General features: G+C 35.6%; 27 protein-coding genes. 1 reads left to right on the top strand and 26 read right to left on the bottom strand.

What is annotated here, in order from left to right; translation table 11 throughout:
- Nucleotides 1-97 precede the first annotated feature (97 nt).
- The 26 genes from ABC228_RS01070 to ABC228_RS00945 form a co-directional block, all read right to left on the bottom strand.
- A complete protein-coding gene (locus tag ABC228_RS01070; protein ID WP_345823239.1) occupies nucleotides 98-1318 on the bottom strand; it encodes a hypothetical protein in 1221 nt (406 codons plus the stop codon).
- 151 nt (nucleotides 1319-1469) lie between these two features.
- Nucleotides 1470-1940 carry a sigma-70 RNA polymerase sigma factor region 4 domain-containing protein gene (locus ABC228_RS01065; RefSeq protein WP_345823238.1) on the bottom strand — a complete coding sequence of 157 codons (471 nt, stop codon included), beginning with the start codon at nucleotides 1938-1940 and terminating at the stop codon, nucleotides 1470-1472.
- Nucleotide 1941: 1 nt separating this feature from the next.
- A complete protein-coding gene (locus tag ABC228_RS01060) occupies nucleotides 1942-2820 on the bottom strand; it encodes an HNH endonuclease (protein WP_345823237.1) in 879 nt (292 codons plus the stop codon).
- An 81-nt stretch (nucleotides 2821-2901) separates the two neighbouring features.
- Nucleotides 2902-3291, bottom strand: coding sequence for a hypothetical protein (locus ABC228_RS01055; protein WP_345823236.1), 390 nt, complete (start codon nucleotides 3289-3291; stop codon nucleotides 2902-2904).
- The gene (locus tag ABC228_RS01050) at nucleotides 3292-3462 is read right to left on the bottom strand and encodes a hypothetical protein (protein WP_345823235.1); all 171 of its coding nucleotides are present in this window, start codon (nucleotides 3460-3462) and stop codon (nucleotides 3292-3294) included. It abuts the gene before it with no gap.
- The gene (locus ABC228_RS01045) at nucleotides 3437-3610 is read right to left on the bottom strand and encodes a hypothetical protein (protein ID WP_345823234.1); all 174 of its coding nucleotides are present in this window, start codon (nucleotides 3608-3610) and stop codon (nucleotides 3437-3439) included. Before ABC228_RS01045 ends, ABC228_RS01050 begins: the two co-directional genes overlap by 26 nt.
- Nucleotides 3607-3927 (bottom strand): RusA family crossover junction endodeoxyribonuclease, encoded by a 321-nt coding sequence (locus ABC228_RS01040; protein ID WP_345823233.1) that lies wholly within the window; start codon nucleotides 3925-3927, stop codon nucleotides 3607-3609. The genes ABC228_RS01045 and ABC228_RS01040 overlap by 4 nt, the downstream gene beginning before the upstream one ends.
- Before the next feature lie 28 nt (nucleotides 3928-3955).
- Nucleotides 3956-4141 carry a hypothetical protein gene (locus ABC228_RS01035; protein WP_345823232.1) on the bottom strand — a complete coding sequence of 62 codons (186 nt, stop codon included), beginning with the start codon at nucleotides 4139-4141 and terminating at the stop codon, nucleotides 3956-3958.
- Nucleotides 4134-4259: a hypothetical protein gene (locus ABC228_RS01030; protein WP_345823231.1), complete on the bottom strand. Its 126-nt coding sequence runs from the start codon at nucleotides 4257-4259 to the stop codon at nucleotides 4134-4136. Before ABC228_RS01030 ends, ABC228_RS01035 begins: the two co-directional genes overlap by 8 nt.
- A complete protein-coding gene (locus tag ABC228_RS01025) occupies nucleotides 4252-4563 on the bottom strand; it encodes a MazG-like family protein (RefSeq protein WP_345823230.1) in 312 nt (103 codons plus the stop codon). The genes ABC228_RS01030 and ABC228_RS01025 overlap by 8 nt, the downstream gene beginning before the upstream one ends.
- A 9-nt stretch (nucleotides 4564-4572) precedes the next feature.
- The gene (locus ABC228_RS01020) at nucleotides 4573-5085 is read right to left on the bottom strand and encodes a hypothetical protein (protein WP_345823229.1); all 513 of its coding nucleotides are present in this window, start codon (nucleotides 5083-5085) and stop codon (nucleotides 4573-4575) included.
- Nucleotides 5086-5097: 12 nt separating this feature from the next.
- Entirely contained in the window at nucleotides 5098-5265 is a 168-nt protein-coding gene (locus ABC228_RS01015) for a hypothetical protein (protein WP_345823228.1), read from the bottom strand.
- Between the two features lies 1 nt (nucleotide 5266).
- Nucleotides 5267-5530: a hypothetical protein gene (locus ABC228_RS01010; RefSeq protein WP_345823227.1), complete on the bottom strand. Its 264-nt coding sequence runs from the start codon at nucleotides 5528-5530 to the stop codon at nucleotides 5267-5269.
- An 80-nt stretch (nucleotides 5531-5610) separates the two neighbouring features.
- A complete protein-coding gene (locus ABC228_RS01005) occupies nucleotides 5611-6228 on the bottom strand; it encodes a sigma-70 family RNA polymerase sigma factor (protein WP_345823226.1) in 618 nt (205 codons plus the stop codon).
- 11 nt (nucleotides 6229-6239) lie between these two features.
- Nucleotides 6240-6662, bottom strand: a complete 423-nt coding sequence (gene ssb, locus ABC228_RS01000) for a single-stranded DNA-binding protein (protein ID WP_345823225.1) — start codon at nucleotides 6660-6662, stop codon at nucleotides 6240-6242.
- Nucleotides 6655-7161: an HNH endonuclease signature motif containing protein gene (locus ABC228_RS00995; RefSeq protein ID WP_345823224.1), complete on the bottom strand. Its 507-nt coding sequence runs from the start codon at nucleotides 7159-7161 to the stop codon at nucleotides 6655-6657. Before ABC228_RS00995 ends, ssb begins: the two co-directional genes overlap by 8 nt.
- Complete coding sequence (locus ABC228_RS00990) at nucleotides 7162-7347, bottom strand: hypothetical protein (protein ID WP_345823223.1); 186 nt, start codon at nucleotides 7345-7347, stop codon at nucleotides 7162-7164.
- Complete coding sequence (locus ABC228_RS00985; RefSeq protein WP_345823222.1) at nucleotides 7344-8165, bottom strand: DNA adenine methylase; 822 nt, start codon at nucleotides 8163-8165, stop codon at nucleotides 7344-7346. The genes ABC228_RS00990 and ABC228_RS00985 overlap by 4 nt, the downstream gene beginning before the upstream one ends.
- Entirely contained in the window at nucleotides 8162-8494 is a 333-nt protein-coding gene (locus ABC228_RS00980) for an HNH endonuclease (RefSeq protein WP_345823221.1), read from the bottom strand. The genes ABC228_RS00985 and ABC228_RS00980 overlap by 4 nt, the downstream gene beginning before the upstream one ends.
- Entirely contained in the window at nucleotides 8491-8718 is a 228-nt protein-coding gene (locus ABC228_RS00975; RefSeq protein WP_345823220.1) for a DUF7446 family protein, read from the bottom strand. Before ABC228_RS00975 ends, ABC228_RS00980 begins: the two co-directional genes overlap by 4 nt.
- On the bottom strand, nucleotides 8711-9052 hold the full coding sequence (locus ABC228_RS00970) for a hypothetical protein (protein ID WP_345823219.1): 342 nt from the start codon (nucleotides 9050-9052) through the stop codon (nucleotides 8711-8713). Before ABC228_RS00970 ends, ABC228_RS00975 begins: the two co-directional genes overlap by 8 nt.
- Nucleotides 9049-9459, bottom strand: coding sequence for a DUF3310 domain-containing protein (locus ABC228_RS00965; protein WP_345823218.1), 411 nt, complete (start codon nucleotides 9457-9459; stop codon nucleotides 9049-9051). Before ABC228_RS00965 ends, ABC228_RS00970 begins: the two co-directional genes overlap by 4 nt.
- On the bottom strand, nucleotides 9460-9909 hold the full coding sequence (locus ABC228_RS00960; protein WP_345823217.1) for a hypothetical protein: 450 nt from the start codon (nucleotides 9907-9909) through the stop codon (nucleotides 9460-9462).
- The gene (locus tag ABC228_RS00955; RefSeq protein ID WP_345823216.1) at nucleotides 9906-11150 is read right to left on the bottom strand and encodes a replicative DNA helicase; all 1245 of its coding nucleotides are present in this window, start codon (nucleotides 11148-11150) and stop codon (nucleotides 9906-9908) included. Before ABC228_RS00955 ends, ABC228_RS00960 begins: the two co-directional genes overlap by 4 nt.
- Nucleotides 11150-11986 (bottom strand): replication protein, encoded by an 837-nt coding sequence (locus ABC228_RS00950; protein ID WP_345823215.1) that lies wholly within the window; start codon nucleotides 11984-11986, stop codon nucleotides 11150-11152. Before ABC228_RS00950 ends, ABC228_RS00955 begins: the two co-directional genes overlap by 1 nt.
- A 42-nt stretch (nucleotides 11987-12028) precedes the next feature.
- Complete coding sequence (locus ABC228_RS00945) at nucleotides 12029-12253, bottom strand: helix-turn-helix domain-containing protein (protein ID WP_345823214.1); 225 nt, start codon at nucleotides 12251-12253, stop codon at nucleotides 12029-12031.
- Nucleotides 12254-12411: 158 nt separating this feature from the next.
- Here ABC228_RS00945 and ABC228_RS00940 point away from each other — a divergent pair, with 158 nt between their 5' ends.
- Nucleotides 12412-12627 carry a helix-turn-helix domain-containing protein gene (locus tag ABC228_RS00940; RefSeq protein ID WP_345823213.1) on the top strand — a complete coding sequence of 72 codons (216 nt, stop codon included), beginning with the start codon at nucleotides 12412-12414 and terminating at the stop codon, nucleotides 12625-12627.
- The last annotated feature ends 217 nt before the right edge of the window (nucleotides 12628-12844 follow it).

Here is a 12844-nt window from a genome sequence, read left to right as displayed (position 1 = left end):
AATCCAAGTTATTATTGAATTTCAGCACGTAGTAACATTACTTCTATGGATTAAGGTAGCTAGGCTTCTTGAAAAGGGGGCTTAGCTCCCCGTTCTTTTATACATAATGAATAGATTCTAATGTATCTTCACTATACTCAAATAACTGAAATCGTTTATTCTTTCCTACATATCCATTTTGATCGTGCCAATCATCTTCTAAATTCTGTGTTGGTAATCCTCTTACCATAATTCCGTAATGGTCCTGCGCTTTTTCCTCGTGTAGATGCGCTTGATGTATTTCTCTTACCTTTGCTTTTGCTATCTCAAGTCTAAATTTAGTATTGAATATGTTAGCGGTGTTCTTTCTGTTCTTCTCTCCATGCGTGAATCCTAAGAATACATCATGGAATGAATGTCCTTTATGTTCCTCGAATGAATCATCAAACTCTAGATTCGGGTACTTTGTCATTAGATTTTTCACAAACGCCCATGACATGGATTCATCATGATTACCGCGAACATATACTATCTTAATGTGGTTAGCGTGTTCTTTCGCTTCATCAATAATTGTGTAGTAAAACTTCTCTGCATCTGTCCAGGCTTTCCCCATATCAACCTTTTGTATTTCCCTTCCAGATGATGTTCTGCCTCTGAAGTCGTCATTGTGAAATAGGTCATTCCCAACAGGTATTACAATTTGTTCCCAGTGCCTTAATTTAATCTTGTTGATGATTCGTACTATATTCGGTCCATAGTATTCAAAAGATGATATTCCGAAGTGTGTATCTACTGGCGCTATCTCTAAGAGGTAATGCTTATCTAACGGTTTATAATTAATTTTTATGTTAAATGGTTTTCCACTCTCGATAGTTTCAATTAAGTTATCATATTCATTATTCTTTTTTGACTTAGGTTTTACTTTTATTTTGCTTGAGAACAATGTTACAGTTCCATCTTGTTTATTATGTTGATTCCAAGCAGAATTGTTCAATTCTACAATATCCCACTTCTCTGGATCAAAGCCATGAGCCATTAACATATATTCTTCATCTTTTTCTTGCGCTTCATTTAATTCAATGAAATCTTCTCTATCCCAAGTACCATCTTTATTTCTCTTCAATGTTCTGTCGATAGGTGGAAGTTGGTTTGTTTCCTCTTTTGGCTCCCAATTACCCTTCACACGCATATATTTTGTTCTTACGCTGGAATATGTTTTGTTTATACCAAATTCCTTGTTAATCATCTCGGTGACTTTAGGCAGTTTATGTATTTTTGCAAGGTTCAGCATACGTTCTATTATTTCGTTAGACCATTCACTTGTATGTTGATTTGCCATTTTCCTCACCCCTTATTTTTACGGTCGCCCCTCCACGTATCCGTAGTCCCTTGAACGCTTCTCCGTTTTTTCCCCTAATATAAGCGAAAACGCCATCCACAATTGTGAATGACGCTCTCTATATAAAGGGGAGGAATATACTTGCTATAAGTTAATTATACAATAAGACTTTTTCATTCTCGTAATTTGTTGAATTTGTCGCACTATTTTGTGGATAACCTTTTATTCTACGTGCTGCTCTTTCCAATAGCCTATATACATTCGACCGTTCCATTCTTAGTATTTCGGCTATATCAGTTACTTTATATCCATCTAGTCGTAAGCTTAATACCTGTGCTTCTTTTTCGTTTGTAACTCTGCTCCAGCGTTGTTGAATGTATTTAATGTCGGTTATCATATTGGCGATAAATCTATTTTCTTGAATTTGGCGCATTACTTCTCGTTCCACAACACTTGATATTACATTCCCTTTTGGTAAAGTTGCTTCTATTCCGTATTGTGCTACTCCTACACTTTTGATGTCGTTACCAAATTCATTTACATTTTTAATGTTGATGTGATAATTCTTGATGATGTCTAATATTCTACTGATCGTGTAGTATTCTTCGTTTCTAGTTTTCACATCATCGCCCCTTTAACATGTTATATACTTTCTCTCCCTTGTGTACTTCTGCGTGACAACCTCTACACAATAATTTCAAGTTATTAACCTCATGTTGTCCGCCTTCTGAAAAATATTTTATGTGATGAAAGTGTAACTCTTCTTTCTTTTCGCACTCGGTACACTTGCCCTTATCTCTTTGGTAGACTCGTAGTTTTACCAGCTTAGGAATTTCCCTATCTTCAACAACCTTGTCCGACTTACCTTCCATGATTTCTCTAAGTTGTATGATGTGTCTCTTTTTGATATTTAGGTGTTCTCGATAAATCGTTTCAACATATTTTGGTATTTTTTCATTTAAGGATTCATAATATTTTATTTCACTTACTCTCATGCGGCTCATTTTGGAGAAAGACATGGTGTTCTTTCCTCTGTAAATCCTCATAGCTTTTAAATCAATACCTTTTAATTTTGAATAGGCTGTTTTATCTGTAGTTTCTCGGATTAATCTTTCGTAGTTGTCTACCTTTTTACGAATATCTTCTCTTGCTCGTTCTAATTCCTCTAAATCATATAACCTACGACCATTCACTACCTCGAAATCAACTTGATACATAGCAGCCACAAAAATATTTGGTAAGTTTTCTACCCTAAAGGTGTAATCATCCTTTGGTTTAAATTTGTTTTCCTCGTCTTTTTGCTTGCTAAATGCTTTTCTCTCATCTCTTGCTATGGCTATTCCATCTAAATCCCTTATCGTGTCACAATATTCAACTGCAGTAATTTCATAATGTTTGAGAAAATCTTCAATAGGTATACTTTTTCCTTGTGACCTTCTCATTTCCCTTATTTCTTCAACAGTCAAATCGTAAAACGGTTTGTCAATGTACTTGTTTTTCATTTCTACACCCTTCCAATATCCTTGTTAGCTTTATTGTAAATGGTTGTTAGGTGTCAAAACGGACATAAAAGTGACATTTTGCTATTGTCGATTACTCCCGTCCTCAATATCAATCTTCACTTTATATTTCAGTGCGTTTATCTCTTCTTTGGTACTATCAAATGCGTTATTCCAACGTTTCATTAGTCCGTATGCTTCTGCTTCTTCTTCTCGTATTTCAGCTACTGCTAATTCTGCACGAGCTTGTCTAGGTGGTTGAGCGTTTATTTCAGCTTCTGCATACATTCGTTTACGCTTGGCATAGATTTGTTTGTAATTCTCGGAAAATGCGCTTGCTAGCCTGCCGATAAAGACTAATTGCTTGGATAGTAATTCGATACGTTGTATTTTCATATCTTCGCCTAGTTTGTTTAATTGATCTTGGTAAACAAGGATGTGTTTTAGGTGTTCGTCTATTTGTTCCTTTTTCATTTACTCACCTTCTTCTTCAAAGGTATTTAACCACGCTTCATCAAACCGCCCTTGCTTGTAAGCATTTTTGTAATGTCGCTTCCGTACATTGTTAAATATTCGACTATAAAAGATTCTTCTTAACAAGTCCTGTATCATTACTTCATCACTCGCCTTCTTTAAGTTCGACACGTTCTAATTGTTCCATCAGTTCCCAAAGTTTCTTTTTCTCTTGCCTAAGGTTGACAGCAGCCGAATTAAGATTGCTTTCCCATTTTCCGATTTCTTTTTCAGTTAATGCTATTTTACGTTCTAGCCATTTCTTTTTTACTCCCATCATCCCAACTCCCTTATTACAACTTCAACTCTAGGATTCTCTTTATCTACTTGGAAGAAGTGAGCCACACTCCCCACTTCTCCCCAACCATCATTAGCCATTACTCCAGCTTTTACTAATCCATCAAATATGAATTTCTGACCGGTCATGATGTTATCCTTATCTTTTCGTTTGTCCTTGCAATACCATGTGATTTCAAAGTCTGATTTTTCGATTTTAGGAAGCTTTTGCGCGCGAATCATTACTAACGCTGTATAATCTTTCTTCATGTTTGCGTATGCCATAGGATGTGATTTACTCGCTTTGATGATTTCGTTCATGGTTGGCAAAGTTCCTGGTATTGTGAATTTAACCATGCATTATCACGCTACCAACAAGAAATATCCCTACCACGATCGTTACGACATTAAAGAATATCAACAGCTTACTAAATTGTTTTTCCTCTGCTAACTCCAAGTCTTTATTTTGAATTTGGTTCTTTAATCCTTCGTTTATTTGAAGCTGGTAATTGTATTTCGCTTTAAAGTTATCCATAATACTTCCTCATCTCCTCTAATAATTCTTCATCTGTCATTTTCTCGTAATACGATTCAGCGTAATGTGTCATGATGGATAGTTGTGCTATTATTTCTTCTCTGTCTCGTTTAGTCATTTAAATCACTCTCTTTTACGAATACACCATTAATCATTTTTCCTTTGCGGTCACTAATCTCCCCGTAAGCTGCAGCTATGCATGCGGTTAAGTCTAAATCTAATTGCATTGATAATATTTTAAGAACAACATACACATCACCGATTGAGTCAATAACTTGGTCCCTGTTACCTTTAGCTAACCCTTGTGCTAATTCCCCAACTTCTTCCATAAGCTTTAACATTTGTTTTTCTGGTTTAGCTTCGTCTAACCCTTTTTCTTCCGCCCATTCCGCAATTTTATTAGTTACTTGTGTTAGATTCATAGTTTCCTCCTATTTCAAGTCGATATTAAAGTTTTGTTTAACTGAATCAATAGGTATAGTAAATTCGTATTCCGTGATGTACCATGCAGGGCTCAACCACTGTATAAAATCATTTTTAAACTCTTCTTTGTACAGTTCCACTTTTGGAGTGTCGTTGTCAGTTTCGTTGATGAAAGAATGATTAGCACTAGCTGATTGCATTTGTAATCCTCTACCCGTTTCAATCATGTAGTAATATTTCATTTCCCCTTCTACACTTCCAGAACCCAAGAAGAAGTTACCGTTAATTGAATTGTTATCTTGTAGGGCGTATACTTGTTTTTCATCATATTTGACTGACTCTGTGTCGAACAAGTAAATAACTAACCCCATATAACCTAGGTATACAAATACCCCAATACACAAACCCCCTAGAGAGCAAAGAATGGAATATATAAGTTTATCTCCTAAATCCCATCCGTCGTAAACGCCTTTACACACCCCAACTACCAATGCTATAACTATTAAAAATAAAATTATCATTATCCATTCCTCCTAAAAGAACTTATTTTCATCCTTCGATATATCAATTTCCATTGCCTTGATCGTTGCTAATTTATGTTTTAATTCGTTATAAGTAAGACCTTCTGTTTGGTAAAAATTCCTCTTGTGGAGTTGTTCAATGAAGAAATTCTTTTTCATATCTAGCTCTGATAATTTCACTTCATACACTCCTTTTTCGTAATGGTCTTGTAGCTGCTTCTTCATAGTCCCATCCGTAAGAGTAAACTCTGCTATTAAATGCAACTACATTGATTCCGTTGTCAATAGCCACCTTCAACCATTTAGCACGTTCTGTTTTCTTTTCTGTTGGCTCTGTTGTTGCCCGTTCTTCATCCCATCCGCGAGATAATCTGATTCGTAAAGTTTCTTGGTTGATTCCGTTCTGTTTTGCTTTATGAATCAGTTGAGGCGTTAACATTCCCATATCACCAACTCCTAAAACAGTCATAATATTGTTTTTGCCAATACTCCGATAATTTTGGATTGAAATTGCTTGTTACATCCTTACGATATTTGTTTATTGAGAATTTGATTTTCATATCCTAATTCCTCTCTAATTTTCCGTTTTGCTTTGCGAATTAGTTTCGCTACGCTTGTATCACTATTGAATCCGATTTGATTGGCAATCTCGTTTAACTTATATCCGTTATTTTTCATAATCATTGCTACTCTTTCATGCTCTTTTAGAAACGATAAACACTGTTCAAGTTCTAATTTACATATCACGTATCGTTCTACATTAAAAGGTGATTGGATTAAATAATCATCTAGCGATTCACCTATTACCTTGTTGTAGTTGGCTGCGCTTTTATATAATTGTTGGTCCTTGATAAGATTCATGAATTTATTTCGCAAAATATTAATTGCAAAGGTTTTTGGTGTTGTCTTACCAGGATTAAACTTATTAATGCGCTTGTGTATTTCGATTAATCCAATTTGCAGCAAATCTTCGTCATCTATGGATTTAATATTTACCGATTCTGCAGCGTATAAGATGTAGCCATTTAACATGTTCCGATTCATCATTTCTTCAACCACCCCACTCAAGATATGAGTAGGGCAATCTTTTTCATGGTTGAAGATACATTTTAATTGTTCGTCTGTAGCTAAGTGGTATTTCATGGTATACCTCCTTAGAATGGTAAGTCGTCCGAACTCACATTGATTGGTTCTCCAGCATCTTTAAATGGATCATCACTCGGTTGTGAGTTTGATTGATTGCTAGATTGTCCTTCTTTCTTACTCTCTAAGAATTTAACTGAATCCGCTACTATTTCTGTAACGTATACCATCTTTCCATCTTGTCCCTCGAATGAACGTGTTTGTATTCTGCCATCTACTCCGATTAATGCGCCTTTCTTTTGGAAGTTAGCTAGATTCTCTGCTGGTTTCCTCCAAATAACACAGTTGATAAAATCAGCTTCTCTATTTCCCTCTTGGTTTGAAAATGGTCTGTTTACTGCGACTGTGAAATTGGCTACTGCAACCCCTGAACTCGTATACTTTAACTCTGGATCACGTACTAAACGACCAACTAAAACCACGCTATTAAGCATATTTCTTCACTCCTAATTTTTTAATGTATTTGTAAACCGTTGAATAATGTACCCCTAATTCTAGTGCTGCTTTCTTTTTGTTTCCTTCGTTATTTTTTAACGCTTTTTCGATTTGTTCTTTGGTTATTTTCTTATTGTTGACCTCTGCAATTTTGCTCGACAATCCCACACATTTCAAACTGCAATATTTCGCCTTTTTAATATGTGAAGGTTTTCGATAGAATGTTTTTCCACATTGTTCACAAGAAATGTACTTACCTTTCCTTCTTTCTTTTGCATGCAATCTAGTATGTTCTACTATATCTACTACTTCTAAATTTTCAGGTCTGTTATCTTTTTTATTTTTGTTTAAATGGTGAACGTGTTCATTAGGTTTTAACCTTCGCCCTAATTTTTCTTCTGCCACAATGATGTGTTCAAATACATATCCGTTTCCTCTTGCCCTATGGTGCTTAGGATTATAAATTTCAACATATCCGTTGTGGTTAAGCCTAGCCATCTATTCATCCTCCAATTTAATTACAATAATAGGGTTTACTGCGTTTCTTTTCGCTAGCTTTCTCTGATATGCTGGGCTTGTGTAGTACACTATGGTATCTGCTTTGACTCCTAATTTATCCGCACATTCTATAGCAGTACCAAGACATAAAAACTCATCACCTTTGTAAACTGCGTATTCTTTCATAGGCTGTTCACCACATCAAAAATATTTAACTGGTCATTCTTTTTAATCGCAGCTGGATTAATCCAAAGAACCTCTTGTTTTGATTGTGCGGCTTCTGTTTGAACCATCTTAGTTAATTGAGTCCATCCATCTAATATTTCGTTATATAAGTCACTATCATATCCACTTAATAAAACATATCCTTTATGTTCTTTTAGTGATTTCAGTAACTGTATATGTTGTTCGTTATTCATTTCATGAGCATAATGTCTTTTTGTTCTTGTGCTTAACACATAAGGCGGGTCAGCGTAAATCAAACAATCTTCTCGGTTATAACGTTCTACCAAGGTAATTGCATCTTGGTTTTCGATTTGCACTTCTTTTAACCGCTTTGTTGCTTCTAGTATTGTTCCAGGTAGTGTATTCCAATCTGGCAAAGCATTTACAGTAGCAATGTCTATGTTATGTCTCCATCCAGTTCTATCTGATGTTTTTCCACCTCTTGCCATCCAACACCGAATAAGGAATATCCTTGCCCTTTCTACATCTGATAGTTCTTGTTTTAATAAGTCGAATGAAAGATAATATTCTTCCCTTGAATAAGGTGTAAACTCTACCGCTTGTGCTAATTCAGTTGGATTTTCTCGGATTACCTTAAATAGATTAACTATGTTTCCATCAATGTCATTTACCGTTTCGATTCCCACAGCTGGTTTATTAAATAACACCGCACCACTTCCAAAGAAGGGTTCAAGGTAAACATTATGTTCAGGCATCTGTTGAATAATCCACTTGGCCATATTCCATTTTGAACCAACATAATTCAAAATACGTTTCATATCCTATCCCCATTCTCATCCAAATTCTCATCACGCCATTTCTCAAACCATTTACGCCCTTCTCTGCTTGGTTCACCGAATTTACTATCTTTCTTGTGGTGCGCCCAATCATGGCAGTTACGACATACCGTTACTCCGTTTCGCTTTTCTCCTGTTCCTCCAGCCGACTTGTAAATAATGTGATGAGGTACAGATTCAATTAGGTGTGAACCACATTTCACGCATTGCCAGTTGTCGCGTTCGAATATGTCTCGTTTGGTTTTCTCTGTGAAGTTTTTACTTTTCTTCTTGGTACGTTTGCCTAACTGCTGCTCTTTTGTATAGTTCATTGGGTATCATCTTCTAATGGTGTAAATTCGATTTGTCCGAATCCATCAATGATGTATTTAGTTTTACCTGTCCGGTCATAAAGTTTTTTCATATGCTGAAACATCGCTTGTATAACTTGGTCGGTCACAACTTCCCTACCGCTATCACTCATCATTCCGTTTTTGTTTATATTTGCTAAGTAGATTTCATTAGATAATGCTGCGACTACCAACTGCTTACTCATTGTTATTACCTCCTTGTAAGGCTTGGATTGCGGTAGAACGTAATTTGACTACAACTCTTTTAGGTTCGACATTATATTGCTTGTATGCTATTTCTTCTAATGCTTGTTTGTAGCGTTGGTTTTCTTCTTTGACGTAATGTAACTTCTCCGCAGTTTTCACCGCGACTTTTGCCCCATGGTCTAAATTCTTCTCCAACTCTTCCACACGTTTTTCCAGTTGTATCTTTTCTTCTGATTGTTGGATTAGATAGTCAATATCCATGCTTTTTAAAGCGTAATCGTACTCACGTTCCATGTATCTTTCTTTTATTTCTTCAAATTTCTCCTTACTCATTCGTTTTCCCCTCCAATAACCTTATTCAAATACCAACTAGCCTTCTTCAAATCTTCCATACCGCCCTTTTTCTGATGGCGCATAACATACTTCAATACATTTCCGATGCAGTATGCTTGGAAGCCTGGTAAATCTTTTGTAGCTTGTTCGATTATCTCGATTACTTCTGTTTTACCTTGGTAGTGGGAAGGATGATTTACGTTGTCGCTCGGTGATTTCCCGTATTTATCATCAACGATTACCCATTCGCCCTTACCAATCATTTCAGCTAATTCCTTTACTGGCGTTTTAAATAGTTGAGTATCATCCTTAGAAAATATAGTGAAATCATCAGTATCTGTTTCTTTAGCAATAAAGATATTCTCTGTATGTTTTGGTCTGAATTTAAATTCGCTTGGTAAACTCATCTAAAACCCTCCTAAGAAACTTGGTATTTCTTCCGATTGATCTCGTAAATCCTTTAACGGTATATTTATTTCTTCAGCTTTTTTATTTGCTTTTGTCATAAGCGTGTCCTCGTCACATATACTAATATCAGAAGGTAAGTAACCCTGTGAGAATGCGAAGGAAGTCGCTTGCTTTTCGTTAACTGCTACCACGTATATGGTGCTGTACGATAGGTTCTTAGTTGCAATTTCATATACAGTTGGTTTATAATGGATATTAAGTTTGATTTTATATTCTGTAAGATATTTACTCATGGCGTTTTTGTACTTATCTTGCATGTAATAAAGGAGCTTGTCTTTTGTGTCCGCAAAAGATAAAGCTTTTTTTTCGTAAACTAAGAACATTATCAATGTGTATAGGTCTACAGCTCCGTTCTTTACCGCCCATTCAAAATACTCTTTTACTGTCAATCTTTTATCACCCCTGTTGAACGGTTGTAGTTTACAGTTACTGGTCCAGTAGCACCGTTTCTTTGTTTCGCTACGCTTATTTCTAATTCATTTGGTTTTGTGGATTCTTTGTTGTAATAAGAATCTCGGTAAAGCATTAGGATTACATCTGCATCTTGTTCTATGCTTCCAGATTCCCTTAAATCACTCGGATTAGGTCGTTTATCTTGTCTTTGCTCTACTCCCCTAGAAAGCTGCGCTAATGTAATGACTGGCAAGTTATAATCCTTTGCTATTGCTTTTAATCTCCTACTAACATCTGAATATTTCGCGTGGTCTGAAACAAAACGACCAGGATTTTGAATTAGTGTTAAGTAGTCAATCATGACGATTATTCGCTTACCCTTATATTCTTTTTGCGCCTTTCTCACTTTAGAACGAATGTATTGTATGGTTTGGTCGGAATGGTCATATATTTCAAACTTCAAATTCGATATTTCTCCAACTGCTTTAGTCCATTTCCTCTGCATACCATCATTTAGGTTTTGAGGATTTCGAGCCATATAACCGTTTATCTCCCCAATCGTTGAAGCTAACCTTCTCAACAAAGCCTTAGCTGACATTTCTAACGAAAACACAATTGGCACATCGCCATTTCTGGCTGCTGATAACATGAATTTAAGCATTAAAGCTGTTTTACCCATGGAAGGTCTTGCGCCTAAAATAATGCTATCCTCGGCTTGCCAACCACCTGTCATTTTATCTAGTTCAGTTAATCCGCTAGGTATTCCAGTAATGTAAGATGATTTTGGATTGTTTACTTCGTCTATTAGTTCTGCTAATAAAGTAATGCGATCTGATTCATTAATCGTTCCAGCGTCTTGAATCGTTTCGATTTTATCTAGTAATTGTCGGGTGTCTTTTTCCTTACTAGCAAGCCACTCTGTTATCGCTTTCTCTGTTTCAGCATTTCTGTATTGTTCTAGCAATGTTTGTTCGTATGTTTCAAAATGATTGGAATTTCCTTTGCTTTGCAAGTCTAGTACATAAGCAGGACCACCCAAATTCAAGATTAGTGATTGGTTTTCAGCCATTAGTGTTACATGGTCGATTGCTTTTCCTTGTTGAGCCATTTCAACCATCATTTTGAATAAATCTTTGTGATGCGATTCGTTAAAATGATAGACTGCTAGGTTTGTTTCCTGTAGTAAAGTGTTATCCTTTAGGAATGATCCTAATATTTCTCTTTCCAACAAACTCATTATTCCATCCCCATTTCTTCTAACATTTTTTCATGTTCGATTTGTTCTCTTGTTTTTTGTGGTTTTGAAGGCTTCAATTCAACTACTTTGCTTTTATCCTTAGCAAAGTTAAAAAATGGATCCGCTTCGCTTCCGAATTGCCTAATATCTTTATCCCTTAAAATATCCAACAAACTATATTTCGTTTTAAACCAATAATCTTCACTATGAAATACAATCGAATAATTATGGATAGCGATTTTGATTTCTTCAATACCCCACTTTTTAATTTGTGCTTTTGTCTTACGTTTCATTTCTGAATCGAATTTCTTGTGTTGAATTATATTTTTAGAAATGTAGTAATCAAAAACTTCTTGCGATTGTATTTCTTTAATATTGTCTTTATCTTTTATTTCTTTAGTACCGTCTTGTACACTAGTTCCAGTACCATTTTGTACACTAGTGCTAGTACCATCTTGTGCACTAGTTCCAATTTGTGTACTAGTTTCGTTTTGCATACTAGTGAATGTTGAATATTTCTCGATTGTCCAAGTCTCATAGTTTTTATTAAAGGCATATACATTGGATGTTTTTGCATTACCTTGCCCAACTTTTATGAGTACATTACATTCCAGCAACCTTTTTAGCGAATCGTTTACTCTGGATCTACTTAATCCCGTGTGTTTTACAAAGAAACCTAACGATAGTTGATGACTTTTTCTGTTGAATCCGTAAGTATATCTCCAAACACACATAATGATTTTTATTTCATTAAGAGTAAGCTTGTACATTTGCATGGCTTCAAAGATTTCATTTGCAATTGCTGTAAATCCATTTTCCTTTTGCACGTCTGCCATTGTTCACTATCTCCTCCTCCTTTCTCGCCCTCCGCAAACCAACTATTCTTGTACAAACTCTAGGAAGTCTCGAATGTCGCATTCAAAGTAGTTACATAGAATTGCTACCTTTCTAGCATCAATCTGTTTCTGGGCTGTATGTAGCCATCTGTCTAACGTCGGTCTGCTGATTCCTGTTTCTCGGCTAATCTGCCTAAGCGATACAAACTTCTGTAGTTTCATCTGCTTTTTCTCAATTTGTTCTTGAAGTTTTACTTTGAAGAGCATAATATCCCTCCCTTCCGTATATACTTATGATAGCACTTTTATATCCTTTTGGCAATAGTATTATATCCATTTAATAGTAATATTGTATCAATTTAAGTGAAAGTCTTGCAATTTGGTAACACATTTATTACAATGATATGCGGAGGTGCGAAAGTATTATGAAAAAAGTAACATTTAAACTTAACGAATTAATGGGTAAACATAGAGTAAGGAGTATTCGCAAGTTGTCGGAGGACACTGGTATTAATCGTTATACCTTGTCCAAAATGTATGACAATGAATTAACTCGTATGGATGCAGCTACTCTATCTACCCTTTGTAATTACTTTGGTTGTGAGTTACATGAATTGATTGATCTAACTGATAAGGAATAATTTGGAAACATATGTTCTTTTTGATGTAAAAATTTAAGAGGACAATTCCTCTACCCCATTTACAATGGGTTTATTTGGTGTGCAATCATCCCCTTTCAAGTGGTTTTTATAAAGGGGGAGTGGTTAACTCCCCTAGTGATTCATTTACCCGAATTACAAATTGTAAGGTATTTCTTGGATTTCATTTTCGCGTTCTTCGTTTGTCATGTCGTTCACT

The sequence above is a fragment of the Ornithinibacillus xuwenensis genome (genome assembly GCF_039614845.1).
Classification (GTDB): domain Bacteria; phylum Bacillota; class Bacilli; order Bacillales; family Amphibacillaceae; genus Ornithinibacillus; species Ornithinibacillus xuwenensis.
The sequence above is the reverse complement of the archived record's forward strand: the minus strand, read 5'-3'. Positions and strand labels throughout refer to the sequence as shown.

Excerpts from the sequence above, each read along its gene's own strand:
- ABC228_RS01070 (WP_345823239.1), bottom strand. The coding sequence starts at position 1,318 with ATGGCAAATCAACATACAAGTGAATGGTCTAACGAAATAATAGAACGT.
- ABC228_RS01060 (WP_345823237.1), bottom strand. The coding sequence starts at position 2,820 with ATGAAAAACAAGTACATTGACAAACCGTTTTACGATTTGACTGTTGAA.
- ABC228_RS01055 (WP_345823236.1), bottom strand. The coding sequence starts at position 3,291 with ATGAAAAAGGAACAAATAGACGAACACCTAAAACACATCCTTGTTTAC.
- ABC228_RS01045 (WP_345823234.1), bottom strand. The coding sequence starts at position 3,610 with ATGATGGGAGTAAAAAAGAAATGGCTAGAACGTAAAATAGCATTAACT.
- ABC228_RS01040 (WP_345823233.1), bottom strand. The coding sequence starts at position 3,927 with ATGAACGAAATCATCAAAGCGAGTAAATCACATCCTATGGCATACGCA.
- ABC228_RS01035 (WP_345823232.1), bottom strand. The coding sequence starts at position 4,141 with ATGGATAACTTTAAAGCGAAATACAATTACCAGCTTCAAATAAACGAA.
- ABC228_RS01030 (WP_345823231.1), bottom strand. The coding sequence starts at position 4,259 with ATGACTAAACGAGACAGAGAAGAAATAATAGCACAACTATCCATCATG.
- ABC228_RS01025 (WP_345823230.1), bottom strand. The coding sequence starts at position 4,563 with ATGAATCTAACACAAGTAACTAATAAAATTGCGGAATGGGCGGAAGAA.
- ABC228_RS01020 (WP_345823229.1), bottom strand. The coding sequence starts at position 5,085 with ATGATAATTTTATTTTTAATAGTTATAGCATTGGTAGTTGGGGTGTGT.
- ABC228_RS01010 (WP_345823227.1), bottom strand. The coding sequence starts at position 5,530 with ATGGGAATGTTAACGCCTCAACTGATTCATAAAGCAAAACAGAACGGA.
- ABC228_RS01005 (WP_345823226.1), bottom strand. The coding sequence starts at position 6,228 with ATGAAATACCACTTAGCTACAGACGAACAATTAAAATGTATCTTCAAC.
- ssb (WP_345823225.1), bottom strand. The coding sequence starts at position 6,662 with ATGCTTAATAGCGTGGTTTTAGTTGGTCGTTTAGTACGTGATCCAGAG.
- ABC228_RS00995 (WP_345823224.1), bottom strand. The coding sequence starts at position 7,161 with ATGGCTAGGCTTAACCACAACGGATATGTTGAAATTTATAATCCTAAG.
- ABC228_RS00990 (WP_345823223.1), bottom strand. The coding sequence starts at position 7,347 with ATGAAAGAATACGCAGTTTACAAAGGTGATGAGTTTTTATGTCTTGGT.
- ABC228_RS00985 (WP_345823222.1), bottom strand. The coding sequence starts at position 8,165 with ATGAAACGTATTTTGAATTATGTTGGTTCAAAATGGAATATGGCCAAG.
- ABC228_RS00980 (WP_345823221.1), bottom strand. The coding sequence starts at position 8,494 with ATGAACTATACAAAAGAGCAGCAGTTAGGCAAACGTACCAAGAAGAAA.
- ABC228_RS00975 (WP_345823220.1), bottom strand. The coding sequence starts at position 8,718 with ATGAGTAAGCAGTTGGTAGTCGCAGCATTATCTAATGAAATCTACTTA.
- ABC228_RS00970 (WP_345823219.1), bottom strand. The coding sequence starts at position 9,052 with ATGAGTAAGGAGAAATTTGAAGAAATAAAAGAAAGATACATGGAACGT.
- ABC228_RS00965 (WP_345823218.1), bottom strand. The coding sequence starts at position 9,459 with ATGAGTTTACCAAGCGAATTTAAATTCAGACCAAAACATACAGAGAAT.
- ABC228_RS00955 (WP_345823216.1), bottom strand. The coding sequence starts at position 11,150 with ATGAGTTTGTTGGAAAGAGAAATATTAGGATCATTCCTAAAGGATAAC.
- ABC228_RS00950 (WP_345823215.1), bottom strand. The coding sequence starts at position 11,986 with ATGGCAGACGTGCAAAAGGAAAATGGATTTACAGCAATTGCAAATGAA.
- ABC228_RS00945 (WP_345823214.1), bottom strand. The coding sequence starts at position 12,253 with ATGCTCTTCAAAGTAAAACTTCAAGAACAAATTGAGAAAAAGCAGATG.
- ABC228_RS00940 (WP_345823213.1), top strand. The coding sequence starts at position 12,412 with ATGAAAAAAGTAACATTTAAACTTAACGAATTAATGGGTAAACATAGA.